The organism is Mycobacterium simulans (genome assembly GCF_900232995.1).
Taxonomy (GTDB): domain Bacteria; phylum Actinomycetota; class Actinomycetes; order Mycobacteriales; family Mycobacteriaceae; genus Mycobacterium; species Mycobacterium simulans.
Genome location: NZ_OCVX01000003.1, coordinates 720,552 through 735,348, shown reverse-complemented (window position 1 = coordinate 735,348; position 14,797 = coordinate 720,552). Strand labels below are relative to the sequence as shown.

The 14,797-nt window shown below is 62.4% G+C and carries 14 protein-coding genes and 1 pseudogene; 7 read left to right on the top strand and 8 right to left on the bottom strand.

All coding sequences use genetic code 11. From position 1 onward, the window contains the following. The first annotated feature begins 3 nt into the window (after positions 1-3). The 4 genes and pseudogenes from MSIMFI_RS04140 to MSIMFI_RS04125 form a co-directional block, all read left to right on the top strand. Positions 4-492, top strand: a complete 489-nt coding sequence (locus MSIMFI_RS04140) for a flavin reductase family protein (protein WP_191496242.1) — start codon at positions 4-6, stop codon at positions 490-492. A gap of 156 nt (positions 493-648) precedes the next feature. Beyond that, on the top strand, positions 649-1,962 hold the full coding sequence (locus tag MSIMFI_RS04135; protein WP_191496241.1) for a radical SAM protein: 1,314 nt from the start codon (positions 649-651) through the stop codon (positions 1,960-1,962). 29 nt (positions 1,963-1,991) lie between these two features. Further along, the gene (locus MSIMFI_RS04130) at positions 1,992-3,242 is read left to right on the top strand and encodes a hypothetical protein (RefSeq protein ID WP_191496240.1); all 1,251 of its coding nucleotides are present in this window, start codon (positions 1,992-1,994) and stop codon (positions 3,240-3,242) included. 329 nt (positions 3,243-3,571) lie between these two features. Continuing rightward, positions 3,572-3,729, top strand: a pseudogene (locus MSIMFI_RS04125) (oxidoreductase); the annotation flags it as partial. A 104-nt stretch (positions 3,730-3,833) separates the two neighbouring features. On the opposite strand, the gene MSIMFI_RS04120 reads toward MSIMFI_RS04125, so the two are convergent. The 4 genes from MSIMFI_RS04120 to MSIMFI_RS04105 all read right to left on the bottom strand — a co-directional run bounded on the left by MSIMFI_RS04120 (position 3,834) and on the right by MSIMFI_RS04105 (position 7,749). After that, positions 3,834-4,580 (bottom strand): succinate dehydrogenase/fumarate reductase iron-sulfur subunit, encoded by a 747-nt coding sequence (locus MSIMFI_RS04120; RefSeq protein WP_191496239.1) that lies wholly within the window; start codon positions 4,578-4,580, stop codon positions 3,834-3,836. After that, the gene (locus MSIMFI_RS04115) at positions 4,581-6,509 is read right to left on the bottom strand and encodes a fumarate reductase/succinate dehydrogenase flavoprotein subunit (RefSeq protein ID WP_191496238.1); all 1,929 of its coding nucleotides are present in this window, start codon (positions 6,507-6,509) and stop codon (positions 4,581-4,583) included. A gap of 42 nt (positions 6,510-6,551) precedes the next feature. Beyond that, entirely contained in the window at positions 6,552-7,373 is an 822-nt protein-coding gene (locus MSIMFI_RS04110; RefSeq protein WP_186241266.1) for a hypothetical protein, read from the bottom strand. A 79-nt stretch (positions 7,374-7,452) separates the two neighbouring features. Then, positions 7,453-7,749, bottom strand: coding sequence for a hypothetical protein (locus MSIMFI_RS04105; protein WP_085251612.1), 297 nt, complete (start codon positions 7,747-7,749; stop codon positions 7,453-7,455). A 126-nt stretch (positions 7,750-7,875) separates the two neighbouring features. Here MSIMFI_RS04105 and MSIMFI_RS04100 point away from each other — a divergent pair, with 126 nt between their 5' ends. After that, the gene (locus MSIMFI_RS04100) at positions 7,876-8,637 is read left to right on the top strand and encodes an isocitrate lyase/PEP mutase family protein (protein ID WP_191496237.1); all 762 of its coding nucleotides are present in this window, start codon (positions 7,876-7,878) and stop codon (positions 8,635-8,637) included. 66 nt (positions 8,638-8,703) lie between these two features. Here MSIMFI_RS04100 and MSIMFI_RS04095 read toward each other — a convergent pair whose 3' ends face one another. Next, positions 8,704-9,141 (bottom strand): Hsp20/alpha crystallin family protein, encoded by a 438-nt coding sequence (locus MSIMFI_RS04095; RefSeq protein ID WP_191496236.1) that lies wholly within the window; start codon positions 9,139-9,141, stop codon positions 8,704-8,706. A gap of 215 nt (positions 9,142-9,356) precedes the next feature. Here MSIMFI_RS04095 and nirB point away from each other — a divergent pair, with 215 nt between their 5' ends. Both nirB and nirD read left to right on the top strand, forming a co-directional pair. Then, positions 9,357-11,930, top strand: a complete 2,574-nt coding sequence (nirB, locus tag MSIMFI_RS04090; RefSeq protein ID WP_191496235.1) for a nitrite reductase large subunit NirB — start codon at positions 9,357-9,359, stop codon at positions 11,928-11,930. A 13-nt stretch (positions 11,931-11,943) separates the two neighbouring features. After that, positions 11,944-12,300, top strand: a complete 357-nt coding sequence (gene nirD, locus MSIMFI_RS04085; RefSeq protein WP_191496234.1) for a nitrite reductase small subunit NirD — start codon at positions 11,944-11,946, stop codon at positions 12,298-12,300. A gap of 20 nt (positions 12,301-12,320) precedes the next feature. Here the strand turns inward: nirD and MSIMFI_RS04080 are convergent, their stop codons facing one another. Genes MSIMFI_RS04080 through MSIMFI_RS04070 form a run of 3 tightly spaced genes read right to left on the bottom strand, consistent with a single transcriptional unit; the run spans position 12,321 to position 14,720 of the window. Continuing rightward, positions 12,321-12,770 (bottom strand): TetR/AcrR family transcriptional regulator, encoded by a 450-nt coding sequence (locus MSIMFI_RS04080; RefSeq protein ID WP_191496233.1) that lies wholly within the window; start codon positions 12,768-12,770, stop codon positions 12,321-12,323. Between the two features lie 31 nt (positions 12,771-12,801). Then, positions 12,802-13,578 carry a sirohydrochlorin chelatase gene (locus MSIMFI_RS04075; protein ID WP_191496232.1) on the bottom strand — a complete coding sequence of 259 codons (777 nt, stop codon included), beginning with the start codon at positions 13,576-13,578 and terminating at the stop codon, positions 12,802-12,804. Continuing rightward, positions 13,575-14,720 (bottom strand): uroporphyrinogen-III synthase, encoded by a 1,146-nt coding sequence (locus tag MSIMFI_RS04070; protein WP_191496231.1) that lies wholly within the window; start codon positions 14,718-14,720, stop codon positions 13,575-13,577. Before MSIMFI_RS04070 ends, MSIMFI_RS04075 begins: the two co-directional genes overlap by 4 nt. Positions 14,721-14,797 lie beyond the last annotated feature (77 nt).

Here is a 14,797-nt window from a genome sequence, read left to right as displayed (position 1 = left end):
CCGGTGAACTCGAATAGCAATCTGACACCGTCGTCACTGCGCGAGGCCTTCGGTCACTTCCCCACCGGGGTAGTGGCCATCGCAGCCCAGGTTGATGGGGTGCGGGAAGGCCTGGCAGCCAGCACCTTTGTGCCTGTCTCGCTGGAACCACCGTTGGTGTCGTTCTGCGTACAGAACACCTCTACGACCTGGCCGAAACTCAAAGGCGTGCCGATGCTGGGCATCAGCGTGCTGGGTGAGGCCCATGACGCCGCCGTGCGCACCCTGGCCGCCAAGACCGGGGATAGGTTTGCCGGCTTGGAGACGGTGTCCACCGGTAGCGGCGCGGTCTTCATCAAAGGCACCGCGTTATGGCTCGAGAGTGCCATCGAACAACTGATCCCGGCCGGGGATCACACGATCGTGGTACTGCGGGTCAGCGAGGTCACGGTGGATTCGGACGTGGCGCCGATCGTATTCCACCGCAGCGAATTTCGCCGACTCGGCGTCTAAACGCTCCAACGCTCAATTCGACACACCGCATACGGCTCGACGGTGCCAACAGTGCACTTTGCACAACCCGAGCGCTAAACGATTTGACACGAAACGCTGGCGCCATCCCTTTACCAGTTAGTAATGTCTTGTCCACTTTCCACGCAGGAGGACCACGTGTACATCGATCGAGACGATGTCTTCGCGATTCTCGGTGGCGTGGATACAGTTAGCCTTCTAGACCGCTCGACTAAGGGCGCAGAATCAGTAGCCCCAAAAACAAACACCACAGTGTTGCGACCGGTCGATTGGGTTAAGCCATCCGTCGATCGCGACAGCCGGTTTGAGCGCCGGCTCTTATTTGAGAACTTCACGATCGCGGGATTCACCGAACTGCGCGCAGAGCTGGAAGATGAGCTTCGGATAGCGCCAACCGACACCGTTCGCTATGAGCTCGCGACTGTTCTCGCCCAATGCATGCCGACCCGGCTTTCGTTGGAGCGTGCTAACTACCTTTTGGGTCGTGCCACGGGCCCCGGTAGCGATCTTTCCAATAATCTGCGAGACCGCGCCGCTGAGGTCCACCGGAGCGTCCGCACGATGCTCGCCGAATCGAAATCAGGCGCCAGCGGCAAGCTCACCCAGGTGAATTGGGGGATCTATAACCGCTGCCCCCTGGTGTGCGTGGGCTGCTACAACATCTTCAACTCTCGCACGCTCCCGCTGCGCAACGCCATGATGGTGGCCGAAAAGCTGGTCGCCGCGGGAGTTGAGGAACTGGTGATATCCGGCGGCGACCCGCTGGAATGGGACGACATTCTCACGTTCGTCGACCATGCGTATCACTGTGGTCTTCGCGTTGCCATCGACACTGTCGGGTACAGCCTCACGGCCGAAATGGCCGAAGCGCTCCGGGGGAAAATCACTTATCTAGGTCTACCGGTCGACGGTTCAGCGCAAGATGTAATCGCGGGCTTCCGCAAGGGCAAAAATGATTTGTTTGCCCGTATTCGGTACGCGCTTGAACTTTGTAGTGAATACGAGATTGCGGTAAAAGTGAATACGACGGTTACGGCCGGCAACATCGACGACATGGAAGACGTCGCGCAGATGCTCTGCCAGTATGGGTCGATCGTGAGTTGGTCGATGTTTCAATGGTGGGACCTGCGTGCAACTCCTGCCCTGACAGCCCGGATGCAAATCGAGACAACCCATTTCCGTGAACGAACACGGCAACTGAAGCGGGCCTACCCTCAACTGGGAATCTGGGCCCAAGATGTGGATCGGCGGGCGCGGACGCATTTTTTCATTTCGGCCAACGGCGAAGTCTACACATTTGACTCTGGAGCTCTTGCGACGATCATTATCGGTGACATAGGTGCTCAGACGGTCGCAGAGTTGATTGCATCACCCGCACTGCGTAAGGATTCTCCGAAGTTCACGCGCTCCTTTCCGGTCTCACGCCGTGAACAAGAAACCTTGGTGGGGTGATGAGCACCCAGACCAACCTGCGCTAGAGCATGGTAGGAACATCGCAGTCGGCGGGCCACATCGATGGCACGACCAGGCGCGTTATTTGGTTGATAATCACGCAGAGCGGCTTTTATCGGACCGCGCTTCAACTCGGGAATGTCCCAATCGTGCTGCCGTTCGTGGTCGCCGAACTCCACGCCGAATTGTGGATAGCAGCTCTGATTTTTCCCGCCTTCACGGCCGGTGGAGCGATCGGGAATGTGCTTGCGCCGGCAGCATTAGCGGCGGTCCCCGGGCGTCGCCGCCTGGTCACTATCGTGTCCTGTTTGGCAGTACTGGCGGGCGTCAACGCCTTGTGCGCAACGATCGGCAACGGAAACTTCGCCGGAATCCTATTCGTAGTCAATGTGATTCTGATCGGGGCGGTGTCGGCGTTCTCCTTCGTCGCGTTCGCGGACTTGGTGGCGGCTATGCCGTCAGGAACTACCAGAGCTCACATCCTTCTGACCGAAGCCGGCGTGGGGGCGGCCTTGACGGCCATGGCCACGGTGGCGTTGTCATTCGTACACCGCGAAGATCAGTTGACGAACAATGTCCGCCTCCTTTGGACGGCTACTGCGGCAATGGCCATTTCGGGGCTGGTGTGCCTGGCGCTACCTCACCGGATAATCCCCAAGGTTCACCGTGCGCCCCGACTGAACAAACTCATGCATGTCGGTTGGGTGACCGTCCGGACCAGTAGTTGGTATCGCCGGTATCTGCTGGTCCAGGTGCTCTTCGGATCGGTCGTCCTAGGGTGCGCGTTCTACAGCATCCGCGTCGCAGCGACACCGGGGGACGAGCACGACAACGTCGTGGTCGTCGTCCTTTTCGTCTGTGTTGGACTTCTGGGTGCGATCCGGTTGTGGAACCGCATCCGCGAGAGATTCGGTCTGATCGGCTTGTTTGTCGGCAGTGCGCTCATCAGCATCGCTGCGGCAGTAGTAGCCATCGCGTTCCAGGTAGCCGGATCGTGGCCCAACATCGTCGCCATTGGTCTCGTGATTGCGCTTGCATCGATCGCGAATCAAAGCGTATTCACGGCAGGTCAACTTTGGATTGCCCACTACGCCGACCCGGCGCTACGGATTTCGCTCATTTCCTTCGGACAGCTGGTCATCAGCGCCGGCTTGATCGGTTTGAGTTCGGTGCTGTGCCTCATCGCCCAGGTCCATGACGCGTGGTGGCCGGTGGCGATAGTACTTCTGCTAAATGTGATGGCCGGCTACTCGGCGAAGCGGCTCGCTCCCGCAGATTGAGTGAACGCTACCCGCGAACAGACGGAATTCGGGCGCCAGGCGACTCGAATCGACCAGATCCGCCGTCTCGATAAGTGATCCCATCACCAAGCCGACAGTCTATCGATCTGCCAATTGCATTGCTGTACAATGCATTTCGAATCAATACTTATCTCGCGTAGCGCGCCTTCTCAGAAGATCGGTTGTGACTCGAGCATCGACCCCGGCCTCGAGATCGACTGTGAATTCACGGCTTTCAGCGTGTGTCCAGGGCGGGATCCGGCCGGTCTTCCCTCCCAGAATTCACCCTCAAAGGTCAGGTTTCACACCGGATCCCTGATAAGAGTAGGGTCAAAGGCACCGCGCTATGGCTGGCGAGTGCCATCTAACAACTGACCCGGCCGGGGATCACACGATCGTGGTGCTGTTGGTCTGCGAGGTCACGGTGGATTCGGACGTAGCGTCGATCGTATTCCACCGCAGCGAATTTCGCCGACTCGGCGAATAGCTGCGCCAATCATCCGTCACCACGACAAGTTTCGTCGAAGGCGGGACCGCACGGGTCCAACGGAACCGACGGCGCCTCGGGCTGATCGGACTGGGAACCGAAGGCTAGCGGCGGAACAACTTGTTACCCAGCCACACCACCGGGTCGTACTTGCGGTCGGCGACCCGCTCCTTCATCGGGATCAGCGCATTGTCGGTGATCTTGATGTTTTCCGGGCACACCTCGGTGCAGCACTTGGTGATGTTGCAGTAGCCCAGGCCGTGCTCCTCCTGCGCCAGGTTGCGCCGGTCCCGGGTGTCCAGCGGGTGCATCTCGAGCTCGGCGATCCGCATCAGGAACCTTGGCCCGGCGAACGCTTCCTTGTTTTCTTCGTGATCACGCACCACGTGGCAAACGTTTTGGCACAGGAAGCATTCGATGCACTTGCGGAACTCCTGCGAGCGCGCGACATCGACTTGCGCCATCCGATACTCGCCGGGCTGCAGTTCCTTGGGGGGAGCGAAAGACGGGATCTCGCGCGCCTTCTGGTAATTGAATGAGACGTCGGTGACCAGATCGCGAATCACCGGGAAGGTCCGCATCGGGGTCACGGTGACGATCTCGTCCTCGGCGAAAGTCGACATCCGGGTCATGCACATCAGTCGCGGTTTGCCATTGATCTCTGCCGAACAGGATCCGCACTTGCCCGCCTTGCAGTTCCAGCGCACCGCCAGGTCCGGCGATTGCGTTTGCTGCAGACGCAGGATGATGTCGAGTACCACCTCGCCCTCGTGAACCTCGACGGTGAAATCGCGAAGTTCGCCGCCGGTCTCGTCGCCGCGCCAGACCCGCATGCTCGCGTTGTAGGTCATTTAACCTCTCCGTCCTGGATGCTCGGCCAGCTCTTCGTCGGTGTAGTACTTCTCCAGCTCCGAGATCTCGAAGAGCTCCAGCAAGTCCGGCCGCATTGGTACCTGCGGCTGCCGCGTGATGCTGACGTGGGAACCGTCGGCGTTGCCTTCGGTGGCGCGACAGACCAGCAATGTGTTGCGCCAGTTGGGGTCCATGCCGGGATGGTCGTCACGGGTGTGGCCGCCCCGGCTCTCCGTGCGTTCCAGGGCTGCCTTGGCCACGCACTCGCTGACCATAAGCATGTTGCGCAAGTCGATGGCAAGGTTCCAGCCCGGGTTGTATTGCCGGTGCCCTTCGACTTGCACGCGCTGGTACCGCTGCCGCAGCTCGCCCAGCAGGGTCAGCGCCCGGGATATCTCTTCCTCGTTGCGGATGATCCCGACTAAGTCGTTCATCAAGTACTGCAAATCCATCTGCAGCGCATACGGATTCTCCGGCGCTGAGCCATCTTTCGGGCCTTCAAAGGGCAGCAGCGCCTGCTTGGCCGCGGTATCGACGGCCTCCGGGGACACCGCCGGACGGCTGCTCAGCGCGCGCACGTAGTCGGCGGCCCCGAGACCCGCTCGCCGGCCAAAGACCAGCAGATCGGACAGTGAATTGCCGCCCAGCCGGTTGGAGCCGTGCATGCCGCCGGAGCATTCGCCGGCGGCGAACAGACCGGGCACCGTCGCCGCGCCGGTGTCAGCGTCGACCTCAACACCGCCCATCACGTAGTGACAGGTTGGCCCGACCTCCATTGGCTGCTTAGTGATATCGACTTCGGCGAGCTCCATGAACTGGTGATACATCGACGGCAGTCGACGCTTGATGTCGGCAGGTGTCAGCCGCGATGCGATATCGAGGTAGACCCCGCCGTGGGGAGTTCCGCGGCCCGCTTTGACCTCCGAATTGATGGCGCGGGCAACCTCATCGCGGGGCAGCAAGTCCGGGGTGCGACGGGCCGAGTCGTTGTCCTTGAGCCACTGGTCGGCTTCTTGTTCGGTCTCGGCGTACTGGCCTTTGAACACCGGCGGGATGTAGTCGAACATGAATCGCTTGTCCTCGGAGTTTTTCAGAACTCCGCCGTCACCCCGAACACCCTCGGTGACCAAAATCCCCTTCACACTGGGCGGCCACACCATGCCCGTCGGGTGGAATTGGACGAACTCCATGTTGATCAGTGACGCGCCGGCGCGCAGCGCCAAGGCGTGCCCGTCGCCGGTGTACTCCCAGGAGTTGGACGTCACCTTGAACGACTTACCGATTCCGCCGGTGGCGAGCACGACCGCGGGGGCTTCGAACAAGATGAACCGGCCGCTTTCCCGCCAGTAGCCGAACGCTCCGGCGATGCGCTCCTGGCTTTCGGGACCGTCCTTGATCAGTTCGGTGATCGTGCATTCGGCGAACACCTTGATCCGGGCCTCGTAATCGCCGAGCTCGGCGTGATCTTCCTGCTGCAGCGACACGATCTTCTGCTGCAAGGTTCGGATCAGCTCCAGGCCGGTGCGGTCGCCGACGTGCGCCAGCCGTGGATAGGTGTGCCCGCCGAAGTTGCGTTGGCTGATTCGACCGTCATTGGTGCGGTCGAAGAGCGCGCCGTAGGTCTCCATCTCCCAGACCCGGTCCGGCGCCTCCTTGGCGTGCAATTCGGCCATGCGCCAGTTGTTGAGGAACTTCCCACCGCGCATGGTGTCGCCGAAATGGGTCTTCCAGTTGTCTTTCGGGTTTGCGTTGCCCATCGCGGCGGCGCAGCCACCCTCGGCCATCACCGTGTGGGCTTTGCCGAATAGGGATTTGCATACCACCGCGACCTTCAGGCCACGTTCTCGCGCCTCGATCACAGCACGCAACCCAGCGCCGCCGGCACCGATCACCACTACGTCGTAGGCGTGCCGTTCGACCTCAACCATGAAACCTCGCTAGCCTAATTCTGGTAATCTCGAAATGGCTTATCAGCCAATAAACCTGAAGTCTTGGATGGTGCCGCTGGCGACCAGCATGATGTAAAAGTCGGTCAGCGACAAAGTCCCCAAGGTGATCCACGCAAACATCATGTGCCGAGTATTCAACTTACTGACTTGTGTCCAGATCCAATACCGGACAGGGTGTTTGGAGAAATGCTTCAACCGGCCGCCGGTAACGTGCCGGCACGAATGACACGAAACGGTGTAGGCCCACAGTAGGAGCACATTGACCACCAAAATCACATTGCCCAAACCGAATCCGAAACCAGTGGGCGAGTGGAACGCCACTATCGCGTCGTAGGTGTTAATCAGTGACACCACCATCGCGAAGTAGAAGAAGTAGCGGTGGCTGTTCTGAATGATCAACGGCAACCGGGTTTCCCCGGTGTAGTGCGCCCGCGGTTCAGGCACCGCGCAGCCGGTCGGTGACTGCCACACCGACCGATAGTAGGCCTTGCGGTAGTAGTAACAAGTAATCCGGAAACCGAGCAGGAACGGTAATACCATCGCTCCCAACGGAATCCACCAAGGGAAATGTCCAAACCAGACCCCCAGGTGGCTGGCACCCGGCGTGCATGACGCGCTGACGCACGGTGAGTAGAACGGTGTTAGGTAATGGTATTTCTCAACCCAGTACCCGCTGCCCCAAAATGCCCGCGTTGTCGCGTAGAGGATGAATGCCAGCAACCCGACGTTGGTTATCAGCGGTGCCGACCACCAGCGGTCGGTACGAAGTGTCCGCTCGGGTATTTGGGCCCTGCCGGGTGAGAAAACGCCGGTCACAGGACGGTTCGCCGTGGGTGCGCTCATCTAATGTGTTCCTCTTCGAACGGGCTGTCTGTCGAAGGGTACACAGAGTGAGAGCCCCCTATTTAGGGGGGCTTCGTTGTCAGTACCTGCTGTGACCTCCGACACCCTCGTCGTCGACATCACGCCAGAAATCCCGGTCGTAGTCGGTGTCGGGGATGGCGATCTTCTCGCCGGATTGCTGCACAGTGGCGCGATCCAAATCCAATTCAGACACATCGGTGTCGAGCAATTGAATGTCACTGAGGATTCGATCGGCGTCGATGACGATGCGCCGCATCGCCGGGTTGTCGCCGTAGCGGGTCTTCAGCGAGGTCACGCACCGCCGCAAACCACCGATGAGGTCGTGCAGTTCGGCGAGTTCAGTAGTCGCGGACAACGGATGCTCCCTGGGCTAACGGGTGTTATGGATCACAGTACGCCAACCGATACTATCCACAGTCCAAGCCAGACGTCGGATTACTCTCGCCGTATTCAAGGGTCACCTGATCAGGAAGCAATGCTCATGCCAGGTCAAACCACGCCGGCCGACCGTGCCAGGACGTTGCTGGAGCTGCATCAACCGGGCAACCCCGTAGTGCTGCCGACGGTGTGGGATGCCTGGTCGGCGCGGCTGGCCACCGATGCCGGATTTGCGGCTCTGACTGTGGGGAGCCATCCGATGGCCGATTCGGTCGGCAAAGCGGACAACGAAGGCATGTCGTTTGACGACGTGCTCACTCGGGTTGCTCAGATCACTGCGGCCGTTGACGTCCCGGTATCGGTGGACATCGAATCCGGCTATGGGCTGCCGGCGTCCAGTCTGATCGACGGCCTGTTGAGTGTTGGTGCCGTTGGGCTGAACATCGAAGACACCGTGCATTCCGAAGGCAAGCGGCTGCGGTCTTCCGGTGAACATGCTGAACTGGTGGGTGCGTTGCGGTCGGCCGCGGATGCGGCCGGCGTGCACGTGGTGGTCAATGCCCGCACCGATCTCTTTCTGCGCCAAGACGGTGCCGAGGCAGATCGCGTCGAGCGGGCTATCGCGCGGCTGACCGACGCCGCGGCAGCCGGTGCCGACGTGCTCTACCCGGTGGGTCGCCACGAGCCAGATACGTTGCGGCGCTTAGCGACCGAGTTGCCGTTGCCGATCAATGCGATCGCGTTGCCCGACCAGGACGACCTGGCAACCTTCGGTCCGCTGGGCGTTGGCCGAATCAGCTTCGGCCCGTTTCTGCAATACGCCTTGTCCGCCCGGACCAAGGAGCTGCTCGCCCGCTGGCGGTAATGCCGAGCAGACGCAAATGCCCCCGACTCGCCGGGCGTGTGGGGGCAGTTGCGTCTGGTCGCGCCGTTACTTCGTGATTGCGATGCGCTGCGCCTGAGTCCCGGTGTAGGCCCCGGTTACCCGGACCGTTAACACACCGGCGTCGTAGGAAGCCGAAATGGCCTCGCTGGTGACGTGCGCGGGCACCTGGAAGGACCGCCGGAACGAGCCGTAACGGATCTCGCGCAATGTGCGGCCATCCTGCTCCTCCGAGTGCTCGTCGCGGTGTTCGCCGTGAATCACTAGCCGGCCTCTGTCCAGCTCGACGTTAACGTCGTTTTCGACGTCAACACCCGGCAGTTCCAGCCGAACCACTGCGTCATCGCCGTCCTTGACGATCTCGGCGGCTGGGTTGAATCCGCTGGTCACTGGCTTGTACCAGTCCAGAGACGCAGGGCCGAAGAAGTCGCGCAGCCAGCGATCGGTGTCCCAGGCCGGACGCGACCACAGTGCGAGATTGCTCATGGATATCTCCTTATACTTCTTTGTGAGTTTGCTGTGTCCGGCGCCTTGTCGGCCGGCTACTACCAATAACTTGAGTCGACCACGCTTAAGTTCCACCTGGGCGTTCGCGCTAGGCGAACGGAGTCACACAGCTTCTCGCCAGGTGTGATCACAGCGTCATCCGCGCGTCACATTTGGCGATTTTTCGGTAATTTCCCGCCCTTACCCTCAGATCCATGTCCTCAGCCGGAAATCTGCGCGCGCGCGATGCCGACTCACCCTGCCCGAGCCATGTGCTCGTGGTGGGGCACGGCATGGTGGGCCACCGGTTTGTGGAGGCGCTCCGCGCACGTGACACAAGCGGCTCCTGGCGGATCACGGTGCTGGCCGAGGAGGCCGACCCGGCCTACGACCGGGTCGGCCTGACCTCCTACACCGAACGCTGGGATCGGAACCTGCTGGCTCTGCCGGGCAACGACTACGCCAGTGACGAACGGGTTCGCTTGCTGCTGAACACCCGGGTCACCGAGATCGACCGTGCGACAAAGTCGGTGGTTACCGCGGACGGCCAGCGGCACAGTTACGACACCCTGGTGCTGGCCACTGGATCCTACGCCTTCGTTCCGCCGGTGCCCGGCCATGACCTGCCCCTCTGTCACGTCTACCGCACGCTGGACGACCTCGACGCCATCCGCGCCGGCGCCCAGCGCGCCCTGGACTCCGGACACGCGGGCGCAGGGGTGGTCATCGGCGGCGGCTTGCTGGGGCTCGAAGCCGCCAATGCGTTGCGCCAGTTCGGTTTGCGGACACACGTCGTCGAGATGATGCCGCGATTAATGGCCCAGCAAATCGACGAGGCCGGCGGTGCGCTGCTGGCCCGGATGATCGGCGATCTGGGAATCGCGATCCACGTCGCTACGGGCACCGAATCGATTGAGCCCGTTGCGTATTCGGATGGTTCGGAGGCGATACGGGTACACCTCACCGATGGTGAGGTTATCGATGCCGGCGTGCTGATTTTCGCCGCTGGGATCCGACCGCGAGACGAACTAGCGCGGGCCGCCGGGTTGACGATCGCGGAGCGCGGCGGTGTGCTCACCGACTTGTCCTGCCGGACAAGCGATCCTGACATTTACGCAGTTGGCGAGGTCGCGGCGATCGAGGGGCGGTGCTACGGCCTGGTCGGACCGGGCTACACCAGCGCGGAGGTGGTGGCCGACCGCCTGCTCGACGGCACCGCGGAGTTCCCGGAAGCCGACTTGTCGACCAAGCTCAAGCTGCTAGGGGTCGATGTTGCCAGCTTCGGTGATGCAATGGGTGCGACCGAGAACTGCCTCGAGGTCGTCATCAACGATGCGGTCAACCGCACCTACGCCAAACTTGTGCTCTCCGACGACGCCAAGACCTTGCTCGGCGGTGTGCTGGTGGGCGATGCCTCGTCGTACGGGGTATTGCGGCCCATGGTCGGTAGCGAGTTGCCCGGTGACCCGCTGGCGCTGATCGCACCGGCCGGGTCTGGCGAGGGCGCTGGCGCTTTGGGAGTTGGGGCGCTGCCGGATTCGGCGCAGATCTGCTCGTGCAACAACGTCACCAAGGGCGATCTGAAGTGCGCGATCGCCGATGGCTGCGGCGACGTTCCCGCGCTCAAGGCGTGCACCTCGGCTGGCACGTCGTGCGGATCGTGTGTGCCCCTGCTCAAGCAGCTGTTGGAAGCCGAGGGCGTGGAGCAGTCCAAGGCGCTGTGCGAGCACTTCAGCCAGTCACGGGCCGAACTTTTCCAAATCATCACCGCCACCGAAACCCGGACATTCTCCGGGCTGTTGGAGCGCTTCGGCCGCGGAAAGGGTTGCGACATCTGTAAACCCGCGGTCGCCTCCATCCTGGCGTCCACCGGCTCCGACCACATTCTGGACGGCGAGCAGGCGTCACTGCAGGACTCCAACGACCACTTCCTGGCCAATATCCAGAAGAACGGCAGCTACTCGGTGGTTCCCCGGGTGCCCGGCGGTGACATCAAGCCCGAGCACCTGATCCTGATCGGCCAGATCGCGCAGGACTTCGGGTTGTATACCAAGATCACCGGCGGCCAGCGTATCGACCTGTTCGGCGCCCGCGTGGATCAGCTGCCGCTGATCTGGAAACGGCTGGTCGACGGCGGCATGGAATCGGGCCACGCGTACGGCAAGGCGCTGCGCACCGTCAAGAGCTGCGTGGGCAGTGATTGGTGTCGCTATGGGCAGCAGGACTCGGTGCAGCTGGCGATCGATCTCGAACTGCGGTACCGCGGTCTGCGAGCACCCCACAAGATCAAGCTGGGCGTCTCGGGCTGCGCGCGGGAGTGCGCCGAGGCCCGCGGCAAGGACGTTGGTGTGATCGCCACCGAAAAGGGCTGGAACCTCTACGTCGGCGGCAACGGTGGGATGACCCCCAAGCACGCGCAGCTGCTGGCCAGCGACCTCGACACCGAGACGTTGACCCGCTACGTCGACCGGTTCCTCATGTACTACATCCGCACCGCCGACCGGCTGCAGCGCACCGCACCGTGGGTGGAATCGCTTGGGCTCGATCACGTGCGCGAGGTCGTATGTGAAGACTCGCTGGGCCTTGCCGGGGAATTCGAGGAGGCGATGGAGCGGCATGTTGCCAACTACAAGTGCGAATGGAAGGGCGTGCTGGAGGACCCGGACAAACTGTCGCGGTTCGTCTCGTTCGTCAACGCCCCCGACGCGGTCGACGCCACAGTGGCATTTACCGAACGCGCCGGGCGCAAAGTGCCTGTGCCCATTGGCATGCCGCGGGTTAGATCGTAACTAGGGAGGAATCATGACGCTTCTCAACGACATTCAGGTATGGACCACCGCCTGCGACTATGACCGCCTCATCCCGGGGCGCGGCGTTGGCGTCCTGCTCGACGATGGCAGCCAGGCGGCGTTGTTCCGGCTGGACGACGGCTCGGTGCGTGCGGTCGGCAATGTCGACCCGTTCTCCGGTGCGGCGGTGATGTCGCGCGGGATCGTCGGCGATCGCGAAGGCCGTGCCACGGTCCAATCGCCGATCCTGAAGCAGGCTTTCGCGCTCGACGACGGTTCGTGCCTTGACGACCCGCGCGTGTCGGTGCCGGTGTACTCGGCGCGCGTGACGCCCGAAGGCCACATTCAGGTTGCGCGGATGGCGGCCTGAGCCAATCGGCGGCTTGAGCTTCAGTCGATCTTGCCGACGAGATAGCGCTGCATCGTCGGGCCAATGGCGTCGACGAGGGCTTCTACCGACATCGAGTGCAGGGGTTCGGAGCGTACGCCGTAGCGCATGATGCCCAAACCAACAAGCTGAGAGGCGCACAACGACGCCCGGATGGCGATCTTGTCCGCACCCAGCATCTTGAGCAGCGGGTTGAAAATTGGCCCGATGAACATGGACTGCACGATTTCGGCGGTTTTGGCGAGCCCGGTGGATGCGACGGCGCTTGCCGCGAACGGACCGCCGCCTGCCGCATCCCACGTGGTGATCAGGACGTACAGCGTCCGCCTGCCAACCTGATTGACGCTCCCGGTGACGATCTTGTCGATGAACTCTGGTGTGCCGAACGGTAACCGCAGCATCTTCGCTACCGGGTCGAGGAGCCCACGCGACGGCTCTTCGTTACGGGCCATGGTGTCAGGATCGCCCGGAAGGCATCAAAGATCAAGCGTCGCCGTCCCCGGCGCGCCTTGCCGGCAAAGCTGTGCGCGCCACGCAATTCGGTAGGTGGTGCGGCCGTTGAATGCCTGCTCGGCGCGGCGCTGCCCTGCGGAATCGATTGGCAATCAGCCGCGCTACACCGGGATGGGTGCCCACCGGTGTGGTTACCAGATCGGCGCCGCAGCCGCGTAACCGCTCTTGGAACAGACCTTCGGCAAGCAAGTAAGAGGCAACCACGACACGGCCGGCGCCATTGCGGCGGGCGTTAGAGACCGCCTCCTGTACATCCGGATATCCGGTGGCCGCAAAGCCCAAATTCACCCGCGATCCGATCAGCGCGGACAGCAGCGCCGCGGTGTGACACAGATCTGCGTACGCCCTTCGGTCCGATGTGCCCGCGGCCCCGAGGATCACCGAATCGCCGGGACGCCAACCCGATTCCATCAGCTGCTGGGCGACTATCCGCGCAATGTCGGGACTTGGCCCCAAAGCGGGGGTGACGATGACATTCGGGTGCCCGCTTGCGATGACATGGGCGGGCAGGTCGGCGCGAACATGGTATCCGCGGGACAAGAAGGCCGGCACCACAATCGCGGGCCGCCCGCAAGCCTCGGCTTGACAGAGCGCGGAAAGCACTTCGCCTGGTGTGGGTCCCAGCACGTCGACGAAAGCAACCTGCACGGTCGACTCGACAAGCGCGCTCACTCGCGCGGCAAGGTCGCCGATCATGGCGATGCCCGACGGCCGACGGGTTCCGTGTGCCGCGAGGACAAGACTCACCGGGCACTCCGCTCGGGGTCCACGGCCAGCCGGTAACCACGTTTGACCACCGTCGCCACGATGTTCTTGTCGCCCAACGCCGTTCGCAGCCGCAGTACGGCGGTGTCCACCGCGTGGGTGTCCCCGCCGTTACCGGGCAGCACGCGTAGCAGGTCCCCGCGTGCGACGACGTCGCCGGGACGTTGCGCCAGCGCGCGCAGGATCGCCATTCCCGACCCTGAGAGTGTCTTGACCGAACCGTCGACCAGCACGCAGGTCCCGCGAATGTCGATCAGGTGGCCGGCGACCTTCAGACTGCATGACCCCAGCAGCGGCAGCTCCTCGGCAATGTGGCGGGCCAAGGCTCCCAACCGCATTCGCTCGGGCGCCGACGTCGGTATCCCCCTTCGGATCAGCGGCCGCGACGTTACCGGGCCAACGCACATCGCGTGTACCGCCGTGCGCATCGCTTCCACCAATTGGTCCTCGATGTCCAACTCGCGGCCACGTTCCAGCACCGCGGCCGCGGCAGGTGCCGACGTGAAACTGACCGCGTCGAACTGTCGCCGGGCAATCCCGGTGACCAACTGGTCGAATTCACCGCCCAGTGGTGTTGGCTTCCAGCGGTACACCCGGATGGGCACCACTTCGGCACCGGCGGAACGCAACCCGCTGAGAAAATCGGGGAACGGATCCCACGCATCGGCGGCGCCATGCAACTGGATAGCGATGCGCATTCCGGATACGCCTGATTCGAGCAGATATTCCAGCACTTCCTGCGACGACTCCGACTCTGGGGACCACTCCTCGCGCAGGCCGGCGGCGCGCAAGGCCCCGGTAGCTTTTGGTCCACGCGACACGATCCGGGCCGACGACAACGATTCGATGAGCTGACTGGCCAGCCCCCAGCCCTCCGCCGCTGCCACCCAGCCACGAAAGCCAATGCCCGTGTGCGCTACCAAGATGTCGGGCGGGTTAACGATCAATGCCTCAGTGTGACTGTGCAGTTCATCGTCGTCGGGCAGGGCGATCATGCTGATCGCCGGCGCACTGTAGACCTCGGCCCCCTGGCGGCGCAGCATGGCGCACAGCTCCTCGGCGCGGCGAGCTGACGTCACCGCAACCCGGTAGCCGGTTAGTGGCGCAGGGTCTGGCTGGGCCATATGAAGTTTGTATGCCTAGGAAATTTCAGCCGCGTTACCAAGCAATTGCTGACGCATTGCCCCCTTCAGCGGCGTCA